The 17,530-nt window shown below is 71.4% G+C and carries 17 protein-coding genes; 6 read left to right on the forward strand and 11 right to left on the reverse strand.

The features are described 5' to 3' along the window. The first annotated feature begins 83 nt into the window (after nucleotides 1-83). Complete coding sequence (locus AB0M43_RS07335; protein ID WP_363721997.1) at nucleotides 84-668, forward strand: DinB family protein; 585 nt, start codon at nucleotides 84-86, stop codon at nucleotides 666-668. Between the two features lie 278 nt (nucleotides 669-946). Here the strand turns inward: AB0M43_RS07335 and AB0M43_RS07340 are convergent, their stop codons facing one another. The 4 genes from AB0M43_RS07340 to AB0M43_RS07355 all read right to left on the reverse strand — a co-directional run bounded on the left by AB0M43_RS07340 (nucleotide 947) and on the right by AB0M43_RS07355 (nucleotide 5,187). Then, on the reverse strand, nucleotides 947-1,651 hold the full coding sequence (locus AB0M43_RS07340) for a hypothetical protein (RefSeq protein ID WP_363721999.1): 705 nt from the start codon (nucleotides 1,649-1,651) through the stop codon (nucleotides 947-949). A gap of 933 nt (nucleotides 1,652-2,584) precedes the next feature. Then, nucleotides 2,585-3,364, reverse strand: a complete 780-nt coding sequence (locus AB0M43_RS07345) for an exodeoxyribonuclease III (RefSeq protein WP_363722074.1) — start codon at nucleotides 3,362-3,364, stop codon at nucleotides 2,585-2,587. Nucleotides 3,365-3,520: 156 nt separating this feature from the next. Beyond that, nucleotides 3,521-3,718 (reverse strand): hypothetical protein, encoded by a 198-nt coding sequence (locus tag AB0M43_RS07350; RefSeq protein WP_363722000.1) that lies wholly within the window; start codon nucleotides 3,716-3,718, stop codon nucleotides 3,521-3,523. A 332-nt stretch (nucleotides 3,719-4,050) separates the two neighbouring features. Beyond that, the gene (locus tag AB0M43_RS07355) at nucleotides 4,051-5,187 is read right to left on the reverse strand and encodes a hypothetical protein (RefSeq protein ID WP_363722002.1); all 1,137 of its coding nucleotides are present in this window, start codon (nucleotides 5,185-5,187) and stop codon (nucleotides 4,051-4,053) included. A gap of 368 nt (nucleotides 5,188-5,555) precedes the next feature. Between AB0M43_RS07355 and AB0M43_RS07360 the strand changes: the two genes are divergently transcribed. Next, nucleotides 5,556-6,314: a hypothetical protein gene (locus AB0M43_RS07360; RefSeq protein ID WP_363722004.1), complete on the forward strand. Its 759-nt coding sequence runs from the start codon at nucleotides 5,556-5,558 to the stop codon at nucleotides 6,312-6,314. 414 nt (nucleotides 6,315-6,728) lie between these two features. Here the strand turns inward: AB0M43_RS07360 and AB0M43_RS07365 are convergent, their stop codons facing one another. Then, nucleotides 6,729-7,514, reverse strand: coding sequence for a DUF3050 domain-containing protein (locus AB0M43_RS07365; RefSeq protein ID WP_363722006.1), 786 nt, complete (start codon nucleotides 7,512-7,514; stop codon nucleotides 6,729-6,731). 314 nt (nucleotides 7,515-7,828) lie between these two features. Here AB0M43_RS07365 and AB0M43_RS07370 point away from each other — a divergent pair, with 314 nt between their 5' ends. Further along, a complete protein-coding gene (locus tag AB0M43_RS07370; protein ID WP_363722008.1) occupies nucleotides 7,829-8,488 on the forward strand; it encodes a TetR family transcriptional regulator in 660 nt (219 codons plus the stop codon). A gap of 234 nt (nucleotides 8,489-8,722) precedes the next feature. Here AB0M43_RS07370 and AB0M43_RS07375 read toward each other — a convergent pair whose 3' ends face one another. The 6 genes from AB0M43_RS07375 to AB0M43_RS07400 form a co-directional block, all read right to left on the reverse strand. After that, nucleotides 8,723-8,971 (reverse strand): hypothetical protein, encoded by a 249-nt coding sequence (locus AB0M43_RS07375; protein WP_363722009.1) that lies wholly within the window; start codon nucleotides 8,969-8,971, stop codon nucleotides 8,723-8,725. Between the two features lie 120 nt (nucleotides 8,972-9,091). After that, nucleotides 9,092-10,552, reverse strand: coding sequence for an FAD-dependent oxidoreductase (locus tag AB0M43_RS07380; protein ID WP_363722011.1), 1,461 nt, complete (start codon nucleotides 10,550-10,552; stop codon nucleotides 9,092-9,094). Further along, entirely contained in the window at nucleotides 10,549-10,938 is a 390-nt protein-coding gene (locus tag AB0M43_RS07385) for a 2Fe-2S iron-sulfur cluster-binding protein (protein WP_363722013.1), read from the reverse strand. The genes AB0M43_RS07380 and AB0M43_RS07385 overlap by 4 nt, the downstream gene beginning before the upstream one ends. Continuing rightward, nucleotides 10,931-12,097 carry an FAD-dependent oxidoreductase gene (locus AB0M43_RS07390; protein WP_363722015.1) on the reverse strand — a complete coding sequence of 389 codons (1,167 nt, stop codon included), beginning with the start codon at nucleotides 12,095-12,097 and terminating at the stop codon, nucleotides 10,931-10,933. Before AB0M43_RS07390 ends, AB0M43_RS07385 begins: the two co-directional genes overlap by 8 nt. Further along, nucleotides 12,097-13,014: a dihydrodipicolinate synthase family protein gene (locus AB0M43_RS07395; protein ID WP_363722016.1), complete on the reverse strand. Its 918-nt coding sequence runs from the start codon at nucleotides 13,012-13,014 to the stop codon at nucleotides 12,097-12,099. Before AB0M43_RS07395 ends, AB0M43_RS07390 begins: the two co-directional genes overlap by 1 nt. Nucleotides 13,015-13,097: 83 nt before the next feature. After that, nucleotides 13,098-13,634: a cupin domain-containing protein gene (locus tag AB0M43_RS07400; RefSeq protein ID WP_363722017.1), complete on the reverse strand. Its 537-nt coding sequence runs from the start codon at nucleotides 13,632-13,634 to the stop codon at nucleotides 13,098-13,100. Between the two features lie 303 nt (nucleotides 13,635-13,937). Here AB0M43_RS07400 and AB0M43_RS07405 point away from each other — a divergent pair, with 303 nt between their 5' ends. From AB0M43_RS07405 to AB0M43_RS07415, 3 genes are read left to right on the forward strand one after another with little or no spacing between them, the layout of a single operon-like run. Continuing rightward, nucleotides 13,938-15,542 (forward strand): ABC transporter substrate-binding protein, encoded by a 1,605-nt coding sequence (locus AB0M43_RS07405; RefSeq protein ID WP_363722018.1) that lies wholly within the window; start codon nucleotides 13,938-13,940, stop codon nucleotides 15,540-15,542. A gap of 9 nt (nucleotides 15,543-15,551) precedes the next feature. Further along, the gene (locus AB0M43_RS07410) at nucleotides 15,552-16,628 is read left to right on the forward strand and encodes an ABC transporter permease (RefSeq protein ID WP_363722019.1); all 1,077 of its coding nucleotides are present in this window, start codon (nucleotides 15,552-15,554) and stop codon (nucleotides 16,626-16,628) included. After that, nucleotides 16,625-17,530: an ABC transporter permease gene (locus AB0M43_RS07415; RefSeq protein ID WP_363722020.1), complete on the forward strand. Its 906-nt coding sequence runs from the start codon at nucleotides 16,625-16,627 to the stop codon at nucleotides 17,528-17,530. Before AB0M43_RS07410 ends, AB0M43_RS07415 begins: the two co-directional genes overlap by 4 nt.

Here is a 17,530-nt window from a genome sequence, read left to right on the forward strand (position 1 = left end):
CGGAACCCTCGACCTGCTGGCCACCGCCCCGGCCGGTCCGATCATGCGACCGGTCCGCCCCCGCCGCCGGGTACCGTCCTAAGGTGGATATTGACTGGAACGCCGAGCTGGTCGGTCAACTCGAGTCACACTGGCGGCATCAGCTCAGGCCCCGGCTGGACGGGCTGACAGATGACGAGTACTTCTGGCAGCCAGTCCCCGGCTGCTGGACGATCAGCCGTCGCGGCGAGACCTCCGCGCCGATCTCCCTCGGCGCGGGCGAGTTCACCATGGACTACGCGGAACCGCCGCGCGTTCCGGAGCCGGTGACCACGATCGCCTGGAGACTCGCGCACATCACGGTCGGGTTCGCCGTGGACAACGCGTCGCATTTCGGCGGTCCGCCGACGGCAAGCTCGACGTTCCGCTACGCGGGCACCTCCGAAGAGGCCTTGAGACAGCTCGATGACGCGTACGCCATGTGGGTCGACGGGGTGCGCGGCCTCGGCGCGGCGGGACTAGCCCGGCCGCAGGGCCCGTCGCAGCCACCCGAATTCGCCGACGAGCCCATGGCGAAGCTCATCCTGTTCACGAACACGGAGGTCATCCACCACGGGGCGGAGATCTGCCTGCTTCGTGACCTCTATCTGCGGAACACAGCCGCAGGCCGTCGCCTCGGTCGCGACTGACCGTCGGCGGCTGGGGCCTAACGGGTGATCGGGGCGGCGATCCGCCTGCTCGGCGTCACCGTCATCAAAGGACCCCAGCGCGGCCAGATGCGTACCACCGGTGGAACTTGAGGGTGGCCTTGCAGCCCGTCGGGATGGTCACCGACTGCGTCATCGTGTCGCTGTGGCCGGAACCGTAGCCGACTAGCCACGCCTTCCAGCTACCGCCGTGCGCCGGCTGGGAGCTGCCGTTCGATCGCACCGGACGTGGCGGTCCACGGTGCGGTGCCGGATGCGGCCTATTCGCACAGTGGCCGAGCTTCCCACGCCTCGAAGACACCTGGGTTGAGCGTCCCCAGCGGGAGTGGGGTGCGGAAGCAGTCCAGGACGAAGATCTCCGCCGGCCCCGCCGGCCCTGCCAGTGAGGGCACCAACCGCACCGTGCCTGCGGCGTGCACCTGCGTGCCGTCGATGACCTCCGTGGGGCCACTGTCCCGCGAGACCGGGAGCAGTAGGCCGTCACAGGACTGGGCGACGGAGGATCTACTGGTCACGCTCGCTGACCGTGTCCCGACCTGCACCGTCATCGAGCCGCCACCGAGGCAGGCCATCAAGATCATCATTCCTCGCAGGGCCGGAACGTCCACCGAGACTTCGGGCAGGCCAGAATCCGACGTCCACGAGGCCAGCACAGGGACCTTGTACAGATCACGGACCTGCGCCTCGGTCGGCAACTGCCCAGGCGGGGCGGTCAGGACAGCACGACCCGTGGCCTTCGAGCACCTCGCGGGAACACCCGAGTCCTCCGGATACACGAACCAGCGCGCAGGGCTCACGCACGCCGTCGGCTTTGCCCGGGCCTCGCCCTGCCCCTCGAACACACTGAAGTCCCCGGGGCCGGCCCACCCATGCCACACGACCGCCGCCAACGCCACGGTCAACGCCGAGGCGCAGACCACGAGCCACCGCCGCGACCGTACACGCACCCCCACCTGCGCATTCATCACGAAAGAATGGCACGGGATTGATCGCCAGGCGGTGTCGGGATCTTGACCCGCGCATCCACCAGGCCTGCGACCGGCCGCCCCGTCGATCCGGTCAGCGCGGTGATCGCCTCGCGGACCACGACCTCCCGGTCGGCGCTCGGCTTCGGGACCGCGTGATCGAGGGCGACGAAACCGCCTCCAACCAGGACCGCGCTGCCGATCAGCGCGGCCCTTCGGCGCCATGGTGTTTCGTGGGCACCGACGGGAGGCGCTCCGCGGTGTTCTCCGTGTTGGACAGCCCCCGGCCCACGAGAACCGCCACCTCGCGCTCGCGGTCGGTGAGAGTGCCCAGCCGGGCGACGGCCCGGGCCGCGCGGTCGCCGACGAACCGAGTCGGCGACCGCCGGGGTGGCCGACACCGCAGCCATTCCCCCGGCTACATGGACCGCGATACCCGTAGCAGCGAGCGTTTTCCGCAAAATGATCATGTTACTCGCCCCTGGAGTCACGCGATGAGATCAACCGGCCCGCCGGTCCGGGAATGGCCAAGCTCACCAGCCCACGCCTTCAAACCGCCTTCACCGACACGACCTGACCCAACAACTACGGCGTCGCTGGCACCAGCTTCAGGCCAGCGAACTGTGCTGGCCAGGATCGAACCGAGCAGTTGCGTGTGCGGCGGCCTACTCATCGGTGCCGTCGAGCGCCAACCTGCCTACCGTCCACAGTCGCCTGAATTGAGGAGAAGCGTGGCCCCCGGACCGGCGCTGACTGGTCGGCGGCGACCCAACACGAGGTGCGTCGACGGACGACGGCCCTTCCGGCTGCCATTCGGGGCTGCCGAACGTGCGGGTTGCCGTCCTCATGCTCTGGCGACGGGGTGGCTTCGACGTGTTGAGGGCTTCAGTCCCCGGCGGCGGGCTGACGGGCGTGGTCGTGCCCGCCCGATGCTCAGATCTCCAGGTCGACGACCACGGGCGCGTGGTCGGAGGCGCCTTTGCCCTTGCGCTCGTCGCGGTCGACATAGGCGTCGGTGACGGCCGCCGCGAAGACCGGGGTGCCGAAGACCAGGTCGATGCGCATGCCGTTGTTCTTCGGGAAGGCCAACTGCCGGTAGTCCCAGTAGGTGAAGGGCACGTCGTACTTCAGCGCGCGCGGCACGACCTCCGACAGGCCCGCCTCCCGCAGCAGGTCGAGCGCGGCACGCTCGCGCGCGGAGACGTGGGTCGCGCCCTCGAACGCCGCGAGGTCCCACACGTCGGCGTCGGTGGGCGCGATGTTGAAGTCCCCGAGCACGGCGTAGGGTAGCCGGCCGGCCGCGTCACCGGCGGCAGACTCCGCCAGCGCCCCGAGCCAGCGCAGCTTGTACGCGTAGTGCGCGTGGTCGACCTCCCGCCCGTTCGGGACGTACACCGAGCAGACGCGTACCGGCCCGCAGGTGGCCGTGATCGCCCGCGCCTCCCGGGCGCCCTCGTAGTCGGGCTCGTCGGGCAGTCCCCGCGCCACGTCGTCGAGGCCGACGCGGGACAGGATCGCGACGCCGTTCCACCGCCCGGTGCCGTAGGCGGCGACCTCGTAGCCGAGCGCGCGCACGTCCTCGGCGGGGAACGTGTCCGTGGTGCTCTTGAGCTCCTGGAGGCACAGGACATCCGGGCGGGCCGACTCGAGCCAGGCCAGTACCCGGGGCAGTCGGGCGGTGATCGAGTTGACGTTCCAGGCGGCTACCCGCAAGATCATTCTTCTTTCTCCATCGATGCCCCCGAACGGCGGCCGGCGAGACCCTCCGCCACGCACCATCGAACCACGCCCCGGACACCAGGCACCGCAACCCGGCCCGCCACCGGGTCGCGGGCCGGGTGGCCAGCGCAGGGTGAGGAGCTGTCATCCTCACCCGCGCAGGGCTACCCGCACCAGGCCCTGGTGGGCGCGCCTCGTCGACTCCGCCTGCGCGTGCCGGATCTTGTCCTGGGTCTCGCGCCACTGCTCGCGGTAACGATCGAACTCCCGGTCTGACGCAGAGATCACGACCTGGTCGAGGTACTCGGAGTCGCAGTCGCCGCAGTTGGCCTGCTCAGGAGTAGGCATCGCGTGATCGCGGTCGCGCGGCGACAGGGCTGCGTGGCAGGTCGGGCAGATGACATCGGTCCAGGTCGTGCGGACACTCTCGGCGGCGATTGCGGCGGCCCGGTTGATGCCCCGGCGGCAGTTGGTCGTCCAACACCACCAGGTCCGGCTGTTCCCGCCAGCCGCAGGGCACGATGCCCGTGTCCAGGCCCGCGCCGACGGCGCCCCTTACCCCTAGGTGGCCAAGGGACACCGTCGACGGCACGTAGGCGGGCCCGGGCGGCGCGAGGCCGCCCGGGCCGTTGGCTGTCGGACCTCCCGTGGATCGCGACGCGGCGGCGGTACGTCCCGGATCAGCTGGTGGAGGTGAACATGCTGATGTCGCGGTCGGCGGAGATCGCCAGGGCCCCGCTGGTCGGCAGCGCGTTGATCGGGGCCGCGAGGTTCCAGAGGTCCCGGGTGCCGCCGCCCAGGGCGTAGTAGTGGTTGTAGCCCCAGCCCCAGACGCTGCCGTCGGCCCGCAGAGCCAGGGTGTGGACGTCGCCGGAGGCGATCCGGGTGACGCCGGTCAGGCCCAGGACGGGTACCGGCAGATTCTGGTCGGTGGTGGTGCCGTCGCCGAGTTCGCCGCTGTAGTTGTCGCCCCAGGTCCACACCGTGCCGTCGGCGAGCAGCACCACGGCGAAGTCAGCGCCGGCACTCACCGAGGTCGCGCCGGTCAGGCCCGGGACCGGGGTCGGCGTGGTGAGGATCGGCTGGGAGGTGCCCGACTGCCAGCCCCAATGCCAGACCGTGCCGTCGGACCGGCGAGCCACGCTGTAATGGCGACCGGCGGCCACGGAGGTCACCCCGGTGAGCCCGGTCGCCACCACCGGGGTCACGACCCGCGGCCACTGGTAAGAGGAACCGTTGCCCAGCTGCCCCCAGTAGTTGTCGCCCCAGCCGACCACCGTGCCGTCGGCCAGCGAGACGAGGACGTGGTCGTCACCGATCGCGACGGAACGGGCCGGCTGCGCCAGGGTGTACTTCACCGGCGTCGGGAACTTCACGCCCACGGTGCCCAGCTGGCCCTGGAGGCTGTTGCCCCACACCCGCAGCTGGCCGTTGCCGAGCAACGCGATCGCGTAGTCCTCGCCCGCGGCGATGGCCACCACCCCGGTCACCTTCTTCACGGTCACCGGCGTGTACCGGGTCTCGTACGTGCCGTCCCCGAGCTGGCCGTGACCGTTGACCCCGCTGGACCTCAGCGTGCCGTCGGGCATCAGCGCGATCATGAAGTCGTACCCGGAGGCGATCGCGACGGCCCCGGCGAACTCCGCGCGCACCACCGTGGGGGTGCTCGACGTGTTCGGATAACTGGTACCCGACAGCCGCACCACGTTCGGGGCGGAAGCCAGCGCGGGCGACGCCGTCACCGCCAGAGCGCTGAGTGCGACCACCACACCGACGGCCCACCGGGACCACCGCCGCGAACGAGACAGAACAGACATACGCCCTCCAGAGCGCCGGACCGAATGGGCGAGGCCCGGACGGACGGCCCGTCGCGGGACGGCGGGCCGACGTACGCCTCGAGGGCCGCCTGCCGGACTGCGCCCACAGGGCGGCGTTGTCCATGCTGCCAACCATGCCCTGCCATGACTTGTCAGGTGTTCACCCGACAAAAACGCGCTGATGGGTACTCGGGACGGGCGCCACTACGTGAAACAACTTGGCCTGTTCGTCCTGGGTACCGGCTCGGTTGCGTCCCTCCTTGGCCGCTGTCGGGTAGACGCCCGACATGTGCCTGCCGCGTCGACGCGCGACCATGAACGGACAGCCGGGCCGCCCTGCCGGGCGGTGGAGCCCCTCGGGAGTTGTCGTGCCGGACTACATTCTCGACGCGGTTCTCGCGTCCCCCCACGAAGTCGAGGCGCGGACCCTGGCCGCGCAGGTCCTGTCGCTGGCCGAGCGGGGCGTGCTCACGTTGCGCGTGGACGGGGAGAGTCAGATCGTCGTCGCCGTCGAGGGGCCGGCGCGCCGGAGCGACCTGGCGCTGTCCTCCGGCGACGTGATGGTGCTGGAGGCGGTGTTCGGCGACGAGGACCACGGGCGGAGGGAGGTGCCGCTGCACAGGTTCGACCTCGCCTACCGGGGTTCGGAGCTGCGCGCCCGGATGCGGGGAGTGTTGCTGCTGCGCGGGGAGCTGGCCCGCACGCCGCGGTGGGTGCTTGCCGCCATCGTGGTCGTCGTGCTGGCCGTGGACGGCTGGTTTGTGTGGCTGACGTCCGGTCACCCGGATGTGCTGACCTGGTGCGCGATCGGCTTCGTGGCCGGGATCGGGTGGATCTTCCTGTCGACCCTGCACGGCCGCACCGGACCGACCCGACAAGGTCGGGAACTCCGGGCCGCCCGCTCGGTGGAGTACTCGCCGGCTGAACCGCCCGAACTGCTGTCGGCGGCGGTCGCGTCCCGCTTCGCGCTGTGGCGGTGGCCGGGGCTCGACCCCGGCACGGAGCCACCCCCCTGGCTGCCGGACGTGCCGTGGGAGGCCGAGGCCGTGTCCCAGCTCGTAGACGGCGTCGTCGGGGTCTTCGAATTTCAGCTGCCCGCACGGGGCAGGTACAACGGGTACAGCTGAATGGCGGAATCGCGACAGTTGCCGCCGTGAGCACGGCACGCCTTCTGGGGCGATGACGCAACTACGATCCGGCTCGCCGTTGTCGACGATGTTCCGATGGACGTGCTCGGTTTCGTGCGGACATTCGCCGCAGTACCCGATGTCGAGGTGGTTGGGGTTGGCGGAATCGCCGGCCGGTCTGCGGAGTTGGTGGAGGATCAGCTTCTTACACAGGCGACCGTCTGTCGGGTTGCTGCGCCGCACAGCAGGTCGTCGCTGATGCAGCAGAGGGGACAGGGAAGCTCCCTGTCCCCTACCACTCTCCTCGTTCACGGCGACGAGGATCGCCATCCGCTCGTGTGCGCCATCGAAGGCCTCCGGCAGCCACCCCGGCTCGGAAGCACCGAACAGCGACCCGGAAGCCCGGGCTGCCGTCTACGCCTTGATGGCCGCGAGAATGCCGTCCCACAGCGCGACGCGGGCGTCGAGTGCCGCGTTGACGGTGTCGGCGCAGTCCTGCCACTTCTGCTCGTCGTCGCCGCACAGGTCGGCGAGCATCTGCATGGCCATCGGGGTGTGCTTCTCCCCGTCGACCTCGATGTGCCGCTCCAGGTAGTCCACGAACGTGTTGAGCTTGTTGTCCCGCTCGTTGACGGCCACGACCTGCTGGAACATGTCCGGGATCAGGTCCTCGCGGCCGAACGCGAACGCGGCGGCCTGGCAGTGGATCGGCTGGGTCTCGATGAACGTGAACGTCGCGTTCGCGAACGCCAGCGACGGGGCCGGGGTGCCGGCCTCGACGAGCGCCTCGCGGACCGGCTTCCCGGAACGCAGCAACGAGATCAGGGAGTCGATCGCGGTCGTGTCGGCGCCGGCCTCGTGCATGCCGTTGACGTACAACTCGAAGTGGCTGATGTACCCGTCGCCGAGCTCGTCGCTCTCCTCGACGGTGACGATGTCGTTGATCAGGTGCCGGCTGGCCCGGTGCGACGTGGGCAGCCACGGCACGGACACGCAGGTCAGGTTGATCTGGAGCGACTTCAGCAGGGACATGAAGTCCCAGACGGCGAAGACGTGGTGCTCCATGAACGTCACGATCGCGTCGTGGTTGTCCAGAGTGCGGTACATCGGGTGGGCCACGACCCGGGCGCGGGCTTCGTCCACGGCCTTCTCGAGGCGTTCGATCCCCGGGTGGGTCTGGCCCCAGTCATAGCGCGACATCGAATTCTCCTCCTACTGGTCGCAGCAGCGCTGCGGCACACCGTTCGGTGACGGGCCGCCGCCGACTCTGCTATCGGGTGCTACAGATCCACAGCGGATCCGGCGCAAACCCGCAATACAACTCCCCTTCGCACCGGGACACGGCTTACCGTCCCCGTCGCGGCACGGCGGAACTCTTTGGATCGATGCAAGGCTAGGCTCGTTCGACGAACGCTCGCAATGGGTTGGACCGGCACTTTTACACTTTAAGATGAGGCTGCCCTCGACTTAAAGGGCCTAATCGGAGGCTGCCCTCCGGATATATGCTGCGGCGCATGGCAACCCGCAGGGCCCCCGCAGGGCCTCTTCGTCAGGACGCGCGCCGGAACCGGGCCGCACTGCTGGCCGCCGCGCAGACCGCGTTCGCGGAGGACGGCCTCAATGCCCCGCTGGAGGGGGTCGCCCGCCGCGCGGAGGTGGCGATCGGCACGCTGTACCGGCACTTCCCGACCCGGATGGACCTGGTCGCGGCCGTCATCGCGGACAAGAAGCGCGCCTGGATCAAGGCCGCCGAGGCCGCGGTGGTGATGGAGCCGGCCTGGGACGGGCTGGTGTTCTTCCTCGAGCGGACCTGCGAGTTGCAGGCCGGGGACCTGGCCTTCAACGACATCGCGTCGATGCGGTTCCCGCACGCGGGCATCGAGGCCGCCCGCAAGCGCGCCTACGACCTCGGCCGGCGGATCGTCGAGCGGGCCCAGTCGGAGGGCAGCCTGCGTGCCGACGTCACCGCGGAGGACCTGGCGTTCATCGTCTGGGCGCTGTCCCGGGTCAGCGAGGCCACCTTCGCCATCGACCCGTCGGCCTGGCGGCGCTACCTGGCTCTCACCCTCGACGGGTACCGGGCCACCGCGGCCCACCCGCTGCCGACGCCACCACTGCGCCCGCGTCAGGTGCTGCGGGCCCAGCTGCAGCTCGGCCGCCGCCGGCTCCGGTGAACCGGCGCCGGCCGGCGACCTGGCCAGGCCCCTTTGTGTTCGCACCCGGCAGGGCCGGCCCGGGTCTCGACGCCGGACGCGAGCCCCTGGCCAGGCACACCTGTCACCCATCGGCTCCGGCTGCGCTGTGTGGGCGGTCATCGCACTGTCCGCGGGCAGGACGTGCTCGCCGACGAAGCCGGCCGCGACATCGTCACCGACGCCGCCCGCCTGGACCACCGACCCCCGAGGCGCCTAGTAGTAGGACCAGAAGTACCAGCCGTCGCTTTCGGTGCCCGGCTTGTCCTTGTACTCGCAGGGGCCGAGGAACTTCATGCCGTCATCGGAGAACACCCTGTTGTCCTCGCACCACTGGAGGGTGGGGAACACGCCGTTCTCCAACTTGAGGCCGGCAGAGGCCGGGGCCTGGCCGAGGAGCACTGTCGCCGCCGTCGCGGTCACGGCCAGCGCGACGGCTCGGCGGACGAACGTGGGTACGGTCATCGGTCTTCCTCTCATAGGGAGAGGAGAGCGTAGCGTTCCGCCGTCCACATTGGATAGATGTCTATCACTTTCTGCCTCGCGATGCCTTCCCTCGGCCCTGGAGGCCGGTAGGTCCCGCGGTCAGGAACAGATGGTCGGGTCGTCGGTTCCGGCCGCCAGCGCCGACAGCGGTAGCGGCTTCACCGGCGCCTGGGCGGTGAACGTTCCGATCTCCTCCGGTGTCCGCCCGGTGAGGGTGGCCAGGAGCTGGCAGACGCCCGGCGCGCACGACCTGCCCTGGCACAGTCCCATCCCGGCCCGGGTCACGAGTTTGACGGCGTTGGCGGTGCCCAGGTGCGGGTGCTCGGCGACGGCCCGGCGGATGTCACCGGCCCGGACCTCCTCGCACCGGCACAGCACCGTGTCGTCGGTGACCAGCGCGCCGAGCGCCGGGAGGTCGGGGGCGAACCGGTCGAGGACCCCGGAGACGAAGTGTCGTCGCCGGGCGAGCACCCGGCGCACCGGCCGGGCGTGCTCCGCCACCTCCCTGGCGGGGAGGAGTCCGAGGTCGAGGACCGTCCCGAGTGCCGCGAGGCGACCCTCGACCTCCGCCTGTTCGGCGCCCGCGACGCCGGTCAGTTCGCCCGCGACGGCGATGCCGGGCACGGAGCTGCGCAGCCAGTCGTCGTGCCGGACGACCCAGCCGCCGGCCGGCGGGTCCCAGCGCACGGCGCAGCCGGCCTGCCGGGCGAGTTCGGTGGAGGGCACGAAGCCGTAGCCGACGGCCAGGGTGTCGCACGCGATCTCGCGTTCCGGCCCGTTCGGCCCCGCGTTCGTCAGGTCCACGAGGGTCACCGACCGCAGGTCGGGATCGCCGGTGGCGCGGCGCACCACGGTGCCGAAGCGGATCGGCACGCCGGCCCGGCGCAGGTTGCGCAGTGCGGCGACCCCCTCGGCGACCTTGCCGGCATTGCCGAGGGCCGCGAGCAGCCCGGCCGGGCCGGGGATCAGGTCGCGCGGGCGTTGGCTGAACGCCACCTCGGCGACGTCCGCGCCGGCCCGGAGGAGCTGGTCCGCCACGACCAGCAGGAGGGGGTGTCCACCGGCGAGGACGAACCGCCGGCCGGGCAGGAGGCCCTGGGCCTTGACGAAGGCCTGGACCCCGCCGGCCGTGAGTACGCCGGGCAGGGTCCAGCCGGGGAAGGGGACCGGCAGGTCGTAGGCGCCGGCCGTGAGCAGCAGTGCGCGGGGTTCCAGGATCCGGCCGCCCGCCGGGCCGTGGGTGGCGACGCGCATCCGTCCGGGTGGGGGTTCTCCGCCGGCGTACGGGTCGAGGCCGGCCCGGGTGCCGAACACCCCCCAGGCGGTCGTGTCGGGCAGCCAGGACACTCCGGGGGCGGCGTGCGCCGCGTCGAGCAGTGCCCGGCCCGCCTTGGCCATCCCACCGGGGCGGGTGAAGCCGGCAGGCGGCTGTCGGTAGATCTGGCCGCCGGGCCGTTCCTGCTCGTCCACGACGACGACCGTGGCCCCGTGCCGGCTCAGGGTCGCGGTGGCGGCGAGTCCGGCGGGCCCCGCTCCGACGACCACGACGTCGGGCCTCATCGGGGCACCGAGGTGCGGACCCGCATGCCGGCGGTCACCCGGACCAGGCACGTCCGCTGGTAGGGCACGCCGTCGACGGTGACGACGCACTCGAAGCAGACCCCCATGTTGCAGTACGGGGCGCGGCGGACCCCTGACGTGGTGGTGCGCACCGCGCGCTGGCCGGCGGCGAGCAGCGCCGAGGCGAGCGACTCGCCGGGGTAGGCGGTGACCGGCACGCCGTCGACGTCGATGGTCACGGGGACCGGCAGCTCCATGCCCGTGCGGGTGGCCAGCGGCACCCGGGTGCCACCGGGAGCCGGGACCCCGGCGGCGGGGCCCGCCTGGTGGAGCGCGGGAGTCGGGCCGGGGCCGGACACGGGCGTGGACGTGGGGGTGTCAGGCAAAGTTCAGCGCTCCAAACCGCTCCGGGGAGCAGTCGTCGACGGGCAGCCCGGCGCGGCCGGTCAGCAGGATCTCGGCGAGCAGCCGGGCGTACGTCGGGCCGAGGGTGAACGCGGAGCCGCCGGTGGCCACGTACATGCCGGGGCGGCGGGGCACGGCCCCCAGGAGCGGCAACTGGTCGGGGGTGAGGGTGGTCATCCCCGTCCAGGTCCGGATCACGGGAAGGTCGCAGACGGCGGGTACGACCCGGGCGGCGGCGGCGTTGCCGGCCAGGGATTCGTAGCGCAGCTCGGGGTTGACGTCCAGGTCGACCCGGCCGGCGCGGGTGACCAGCTTGGCGGGCCAGCCGCCGCCGATCAGGACGTTGCCGTCCTCGGTCTGCTTCATGGACAGCCGGCGGCCGACGTGCTGGATCAGGTGCGGGAGCAGCGGACCGGTACGGGCTGTGGCGCTCATGGTCAGTCCGACGGGGAACGCGGGCAGCCGCACGTCGGCCATGGCCGCCACCTCGGTGGTCCACACGCCGGCGGCGAGGACGACGGTGTCCGCCGTGTCGACCGCCCCGTCCGCGCCGAGCCGCCACCGGCCAGCGTGCCGGTCGAGGGACGTGACGCGGTGCCCGGTACGGATCTCGGCGCCGAGGCGGGTCGCGGCCCGGGCGTAGGCGGGGGTGACCAGCCGGGGATTGGCCTTGCCCTCCCCTGGGGCGAAGCCCGCCGCGAGGACGTCGGTCGACAGGTACGGGGCCAGGACGCGCAGGTCCCGACCCGACACGACGTCGACCGGGAGCCCGTAGCGGCTTTCGAGGGCGGCCTTGCGGTCGAGCGCGGCGACCTGGGCCGGGGTCTCGGCGAGCATCAGCCCGCCGTGCCGGGCGACCCCGCAGGGTTCGCCGAGTTCGGCCTCGACGGTGGACCAGGCGCGCATCGCGTCGAGGTGCAGGGGTAGCGCTCGGGCCGCCAGGCGGGCGGCGGCGTCGCCGTGCTCGACCATCCGGTACTCGAGTTGGAAGTGCAGACTGCCGGCGTTCTGGCCCGAGGCGTGCCGGTTGAGCTGGTCCTTCTCGACCAGGAGTACCCGGGTGCCGGCCCGGGCGAGGTGCCAGGCCGTCGCGCAGCCGAGCAGTCCGCCGCCGATGACCGCCGTGTCGTAGTGCGCCATCAGATCAGGTCGAGCTCGGCGACGGTGGCGCGGACCCGGGCCTGTTCCCCGGCGGTCAGGGGCAGCAGGGGCGCGCGGACGTGGCCCGCGGGCACCCCGCGCAGGGTCAGCGCGTACTTCAGGATGGCCTGCGCGTTGCCGAACTTCGCGCCGTAGTCGGGGCCGAACCAGCTGTTCATCAGTACCCGGTCGCGGGCGCCGAGCGTGCGGGCCCGGTCGAGGTCGCCGTCGGCCACGGCGCGGAAGAAGTCGGGGTGGTCGGCGCCGAGCAGTCCGCCCGCGCCCATCAGCCCGTCGCCGCCGATCCGGGTCAGCAGCGCGATGCCGGTCTCGTCGGTGGGGACGCCGAAGTACCGGACCCGGCCGTGCAGCGCGACCAGGCCCCGGACGAACGCGCCGAAGTCGGGGGTGGAGTTCTTGACGGCCACGACGTGTTCGAGGTCGGCGAGTTCGCCGAGCAGTTCCGGGTCGAGGTCGACGCCGGTGCCGCGCGGCCAGTTGTACACGCAGATCGGGATCGGCACGGCGTCGGACACGGCGCGGTAGAAGGCGACGGTCTCGGCGCGGGTCGGGACCACGTAGGGCGGCGGGGTGAGCAGGATGCCGTGCATCCCGGCGGCGCGGGCGGCCTCGGCGTGCCGGATCGCCTCGGCCGGGGTGTAGGCGTTGCAGCCGCCGAGGACGGTCATGGTGCGACCGACCTGTGCGACGGCGGTGCGGAACAGGTCCGCGCGTTCCTGTTCGCTCCAGCTGAACCACTCGCCGGTGGTGCCGCCGACGACGATGCCGTGCATCCGCTCGGCGGCCAGCCAGTCGAGCTGGGTCCGCCAACTGTCGAGGTCCAGGTCGCCGGTCGCCGTGAACGGGGTGGTGACGGCGGGGATGTAGCCGTGCCAGTCGACGCTGTGGCGGTCCATGTGCGGGCCTTTCCGGGTTGCGCGGGCAGGGTGGGGCGGCCCGCGTGCCGGACGCGGGCTGACGTGCGGGGAGCGGGGTCGGGTCAGGGGGTCGGCGGGGTCACCGCGATGAGGAGGCGGGCCGGCGCACCGCTGGCGTTGAGGTATCGGTGCGGCAACCGGGAGTCGAAGGTGACCGCCTCTCCGGTCTCGATCACGTGCCTCTCTCCGTCGATCTCGGCGACGACCGTGCCGGCCAGCACGATCGCGCACTCCGTGGACGGGTGCGACCACGGCTCGGCGGAACTGGCGTCGCCGGGCGCGAGGTCGGCCTGGAGCACCTCCAGGTCGCCACGGCCGGGGGTGAGCCGGTCGTAGGAGATCTGGCCGGGCGGGGCCGCGAGCCGGCTGCGCGAGCCGGGGCGACTGACGTGGACGGCCGGCGCGTCCGGTTCGGAGAACAGTTCGGCGATGGAGGTGTCGAACACCTGGGCGAGTTTGCGCAGGGTCGCCAGGCTCGGGTCGGTCGCGGCGTTCTCGATCTGACTCAGCAGGGCGGGCGAGACATCCGCCGCGATGGCGAGCTGACGCAGCGTCAGGTTGTGGCGCTGACGTAGTTCGCGGAGTCGTTCTCCGAGCATCGGATCCTCGTTCTGATCAGTCAGGCTGAACTTGTTTGACTAAGCTACACGGCCGTGTCTAGTATGGTCAAACACGGAGCCCTGGAAAGCCATTTCCACTAAACATGCCGTGGCAATGACAACTCGGACGACCGTGCTGTGTCCGCCCCATCCAACCCGTGGTGGGGCCACAGGGAAAGTCCGGGCGAACACCCCAGCGCCTCCCGGCGTCCCCGGTCCCCAGGACCCCGGACCGGAACCGGGACGCCGCAGTACCTGGTGGACCCGCTCCCCCGGCCGGTCCCGACAGAAGGTAGGAGCAGCATGTCGATCACCGCACGCCGCACCCGTGGCGGAGCCCTCGCGTTCGCCGCGCTGGCCGTCGCCTCCACCGCAGCAGCCTGCACGACCGGCGGCGGTGACGGCGCCAGCGGGAACTCGAAGACCCTGACGGTCAACACGTCCTTCGTGCTCAAGACCCTCGACCCCGGCCGGGTGTACGAGGCGACCGGCCTCACCGCCGTGCACGCCCTCTACGACACCCTCGTCACGTTCAAGGGCTCCGACGTCAGCAGACCCGTTCCCGCGCTCGCCGAGTCCTACACCGCCTCGCCCGACGCGAAGACGTTCACGTTCACGCTGCGCAAGGGGGTCACCTTCGCCGACGGCACTCCCCTGACGGCCGACGACGTGGTGTTCTCCCTCAACCGGCTGCGCAACGTCAAGGGCAGCCCCGCCGTGATGGTCAACGGGCTGACCGCCGCCAGGACCGACGAGCGCACCGTCGTGGTCACCTCCGCGACCGCCGACCCGAACGTGCCGACCGTGCTGGCCATGCCCGCCACCGGGATCCTGAACTCGAAGGTCGCGAAGGAACACGGCGCCAGCGCCGGGGACGACGCGGCCAAGGCCGACACCGCCCAGCAGTACCTCGACGGGGCGTCCGCCGGCTCCGGCCCGTACGTGCTGAAGTCCTACGAACCCAACTCGCAGGTCGTCCTGGAGGCCAACCCCCGGTACTGGGGGACGAAGCCCGCGTTCGGCCGGGTCGTACTCCGCAACATGGACGTGCAGACCCAGAAGCTGACCATGTCGCGCGCCGAGGGCACCGAGGTCTCCCTGGACATCTCCGGCAAACTCCTCGACGGCCTGCCCGCCACCCTGCGGACGTCGGGCGTGCAGGACACCGTGTACTTCCTGTACCTCAACGCCGACCCGGCCGTGTCCCCGGTCAGCTCGAACCCGAAGTTCAACCAGGCGCTGCGCTCGGCGATCGACTACGCGGGCATCGCGGCCCTGTACGGCAAGGGCGCCGGCAACCCCGCCGGGCTCGTCGCCCCCGGCTTCCCCGGCGCGCTGCCGGAATCCGAGGCGTCCAGGCGCGACGTCCCCAAGGCGAAGTCACTGCTCACCGAGGCGGGTCTGACCAGTCCCGCACTCAAGTTCAGCTACCCGGCGATCACCTACCGGGGCGTGGACCTGGGCACCGTCGCCACCAAGATCCAGAGTGACGCGTCCGAGGCCGGCATCAAGCTGGAGCTCAACCCGCAGCCGCTGACCACGTTCCTCGACGACATGCGGTCCGGGAAGTCCGCGATGGGCTTCACCCCGCAGAGCCTGAACTACCCCGTCGCCGACTCCCTGATCAACAACATGGCCCCCGGCCAGGCCACCGCGCTGCGGGCCGGCTGGACCGTGGACCGGGCCGACCCGGGCGTCGTCGCCGCCGGGGCCAAGGTCACCGGCACCCTGGACCTGGCCGCCCGGGCGGCGGCGATGCAGGACTGGCAGCGGCAGATGAACGCGCACTCGCCGTACATCGTCGTGGCCAACAACTCCGGCATGGTGGTGGCGACCCCTTCCCTGACCGGCGCGGACTACACCCCCGCCGGCTGGCAGGTCGACGTCGCAGCGATCGGCCGCAAGTAGGTGGCCGCCGTGCGACAGGCCGGACCCGACGCGGTCGCCCCGACCGCGTCGCGGCCCCGGAACCAGCACCTGCTGCTGCGTTTCCTGGCCAAGAAGCTCCTGATCACCGTCGGACTGCTGCTCGGGGTCACGATCGTGACATTCGGGCTGGTGCAGGTCGTGCCGGGAGACCCGGTCACGGCGAACCTGTCCGACCAGGCCCTCAACGACCCGGCCGCCGTGGCCGCGTTCCGCGAGAAGTGGGGCCTGGACCAGCCGGTGTACCAGCAGTACCTGCACTACCTCGGCAACCTGCTGCACGGCGATCTCGGCACCTCCCAGCAGACCGGCCGGGCCGTGATGGCCGACCTCGGGCACTACGTGCCGGCCACCATGGAACTGGCGATCCCGACCATGGTGCTGGCCCTGCTGCTCGGCACCGGCATCGGCATGCTGGCCGCCGTCCGCAACGGCAGGATCACCGACCAGCTGGTGCGGATCGGCGCGCTGCTGGGGCTGTCGGCGCCGCCGTTCTGGCTGTCCCTCGTCGTGCTGTACGTGTTCTTCTACAAACTGGGGATCGCGCCCAGCGGCGGCCGGTTGTCCACGGACTTCAGCCCGCCGCCCACGACCACCGGCATGTACACCGTCGACGCGGCCCTCGCCGGGCAGTGGGACGTCGCCTGGGACGCCGCCCAGCACCTGCTGCTGCCCGTCCTCGTCCTGACCTGCCTGACCGTGGCCATGCTGGTGCGGTTCGTCCGGTCCTCGATGTTGGAGGTCCTGCAGCAGGACTACATCCGGGCCGCCTACGCCAAGGGGCTGCCCGGCCGGACCGTCCTGCGCAGGCACCTGCTGCGCGCCGGGCTCGTCCCCGTCATCACCGTGTCGGGCCTGGCGTTCGCGTCGCTGCTGTCGGGCACGGTGCTGGTGGAGAACATCTTCGGCTGGCCGGGCCTCGGCCAGTACGCGTTCCGCAGCGCCACCGCGCTGGACCTGCCCGCGATCCTCGGCGTCAGCCTGTTCGTGGCACTGGTCTACACAATGGTCAACCTCACCGTCGACCTGCTGTACGGCCTCATCGACCCGAGGATCCGGCTGTCGTGACGATCCCCACCGCAACAGAGGACCGCAAGGTGACCCGGGCGCTCGGCCGGCGGAGCTGGCTGCGCCGGCTCCGGGGCGACGGCGGCCGACCGATCTGGCGGCAGCCCGTCGCCGCCGCGGCCCTGGCGATCCTGGTCGTCTGGCTACTGCTGGCGGTCCTGGCCCCGCTCGTCGCGCCGTACGACCCGCTCGCCCAGAGCGCCGACACCTACGTACCCCCGTCGGGGTCGCACTGGTTCGGCACCGACTCCCTGGGCCGTGACGTGTTCAGCCGGGTCGTGTACGGCGCGCAGCTGTCCATCCCGCTCGCGATCGCCATCGTGGCGCTCGCACTGCTGGTCGGCGGCACGCTCGGCCTCCTCGCCGGATACGTCGGCCGGTTCGTCGACGAGACCCTGATGCGCCTGACCGACCTGGTGTTCGCGTTCCCGCAGATCATCCTCGCGATGGCGGTGACGGCGGCGTTCGGGCCGAGTACCCGTAACGCGGTCCTGGCCCTGGTCATCGTCTCCTGGCCGGTGTACGCCCGGGTGATCCGGGGCGCCGTGCTGACCATGCGGGGCGAGGACTACCTCAACGCCGCGCGGCTGCTGGGCGTCGGACCGGTGCGCGCGCTGCGCAAGGACGTGCTGCCCAACAGCGTCGGCCCCGCGATCGTGCTGGCCACCCTGGAACTCGGCAACGCCGTGCTGATGCTGGCCGCCCTGTCGTTCCTGGGCCTCGGTCCGCGCCCGCCGGCCGCCGAGTGGGGGTCGATGGTCGCGCTCGGCTCGCAGGACCTGTCCATGTGGTGGGTGAGCGTGTTCCCGGGCCTGGCGATCCTCACCGTCGTGCTGGCGTTCAACATCCTCGGCGACGCGCTGCGCGACCGGATCGACCCCCGTTACGCGAAGGGACGCTGA

This window comes from Longispora sp. NPDC051575 (assembly GCF_040681875.1).
Classification (GTDB): Bacteria; Actinomycetota; Actinomycetes; order Mycobacteriales; family Micromonosporaceae; genus Longispora.

Bases quoted from the DNA above. Each gene is read 5' to 3' on its own strand.
- AB0M43_RS07340 (WP_363721999.1), bottom strand. From the start codon at position 1,651: ATGAATGCGCAGGTGGGGGTGCGTGTACGGTCGCGGCGGTGGCTCGTG.
- AB0M43_RS07350 (WP_363722000.1), bottom strand. From the start codon at position 3,718: ATGCCTACTCCTGAGCAGGCCAACTGCGGCGACTGCGACTCCGAGTAC.
- AB0M43_RS07355 (WP_363722002.1), bottom strand. From the start codon at position 5,187: ATGTCTGTTCTGTCTCGTTCGCGGCGGTGGTCCCGGTGGGCCGTCGGT.
- AB0M43_RS07365 (WP_363722006.1), bottom strand. From the start codon at position 7,514: ATGTCGCGCTATGACTGGGGCCAGACCCACCCGGGGATCGAACGCCTC.
- AB0M43_RS07370 (WP_363722008.1), top strand. From the start codon at position 7,829: ATGGCAACCCGCAGGGCCCCCGCAGGGCCTCTTCGTCAGGACGCGCGC.
- AB0M43_RS07375 (WP_363722009.1), bottom strand. From the start codon at position 8,971: ATGACCGTACCCACGTTCGTCCGCCGAGCCGTCGCGCTGGCCGTGACC.
- AB0M43_RS07380 (WP_363722011.1), bottom strand. From the start codon at position 10,552: ATGAGGCCCGACGTCGTGGTCGTCGGAGCGGGGCCCGCCGGACTCGCC.
- AB0M43_RS07390 (WP_363722015.1), bottom strand. From the start codon at position 12,097: ATGGCGCACTACGACACGGCGGTCATCGGCGGCGGACTGCTCGGCTGC.
- AB0M43_RS07395 (WP_363722016.1), bottom strand. From the start codon at position 13,014: ATGGACCGCCACAGCGTCGACTGGCACGGCTACATCCCCGCCGTCACC.
- AB0M43_RS07400 (WP_363722017.1), bottom strand. From the start codon at position 13,634: ATGCTCGGAGAACGACTCCGCGAACTACGTCAGCGCCACAACCTGACG.
- AB0M43_RS07405 (WP_363722018.1), top strand. From the start codon at position 13,938: ATGTCGATCACCGCACGCCGCACCCGTGGCGGAGCCCTCGCGTTCGCC.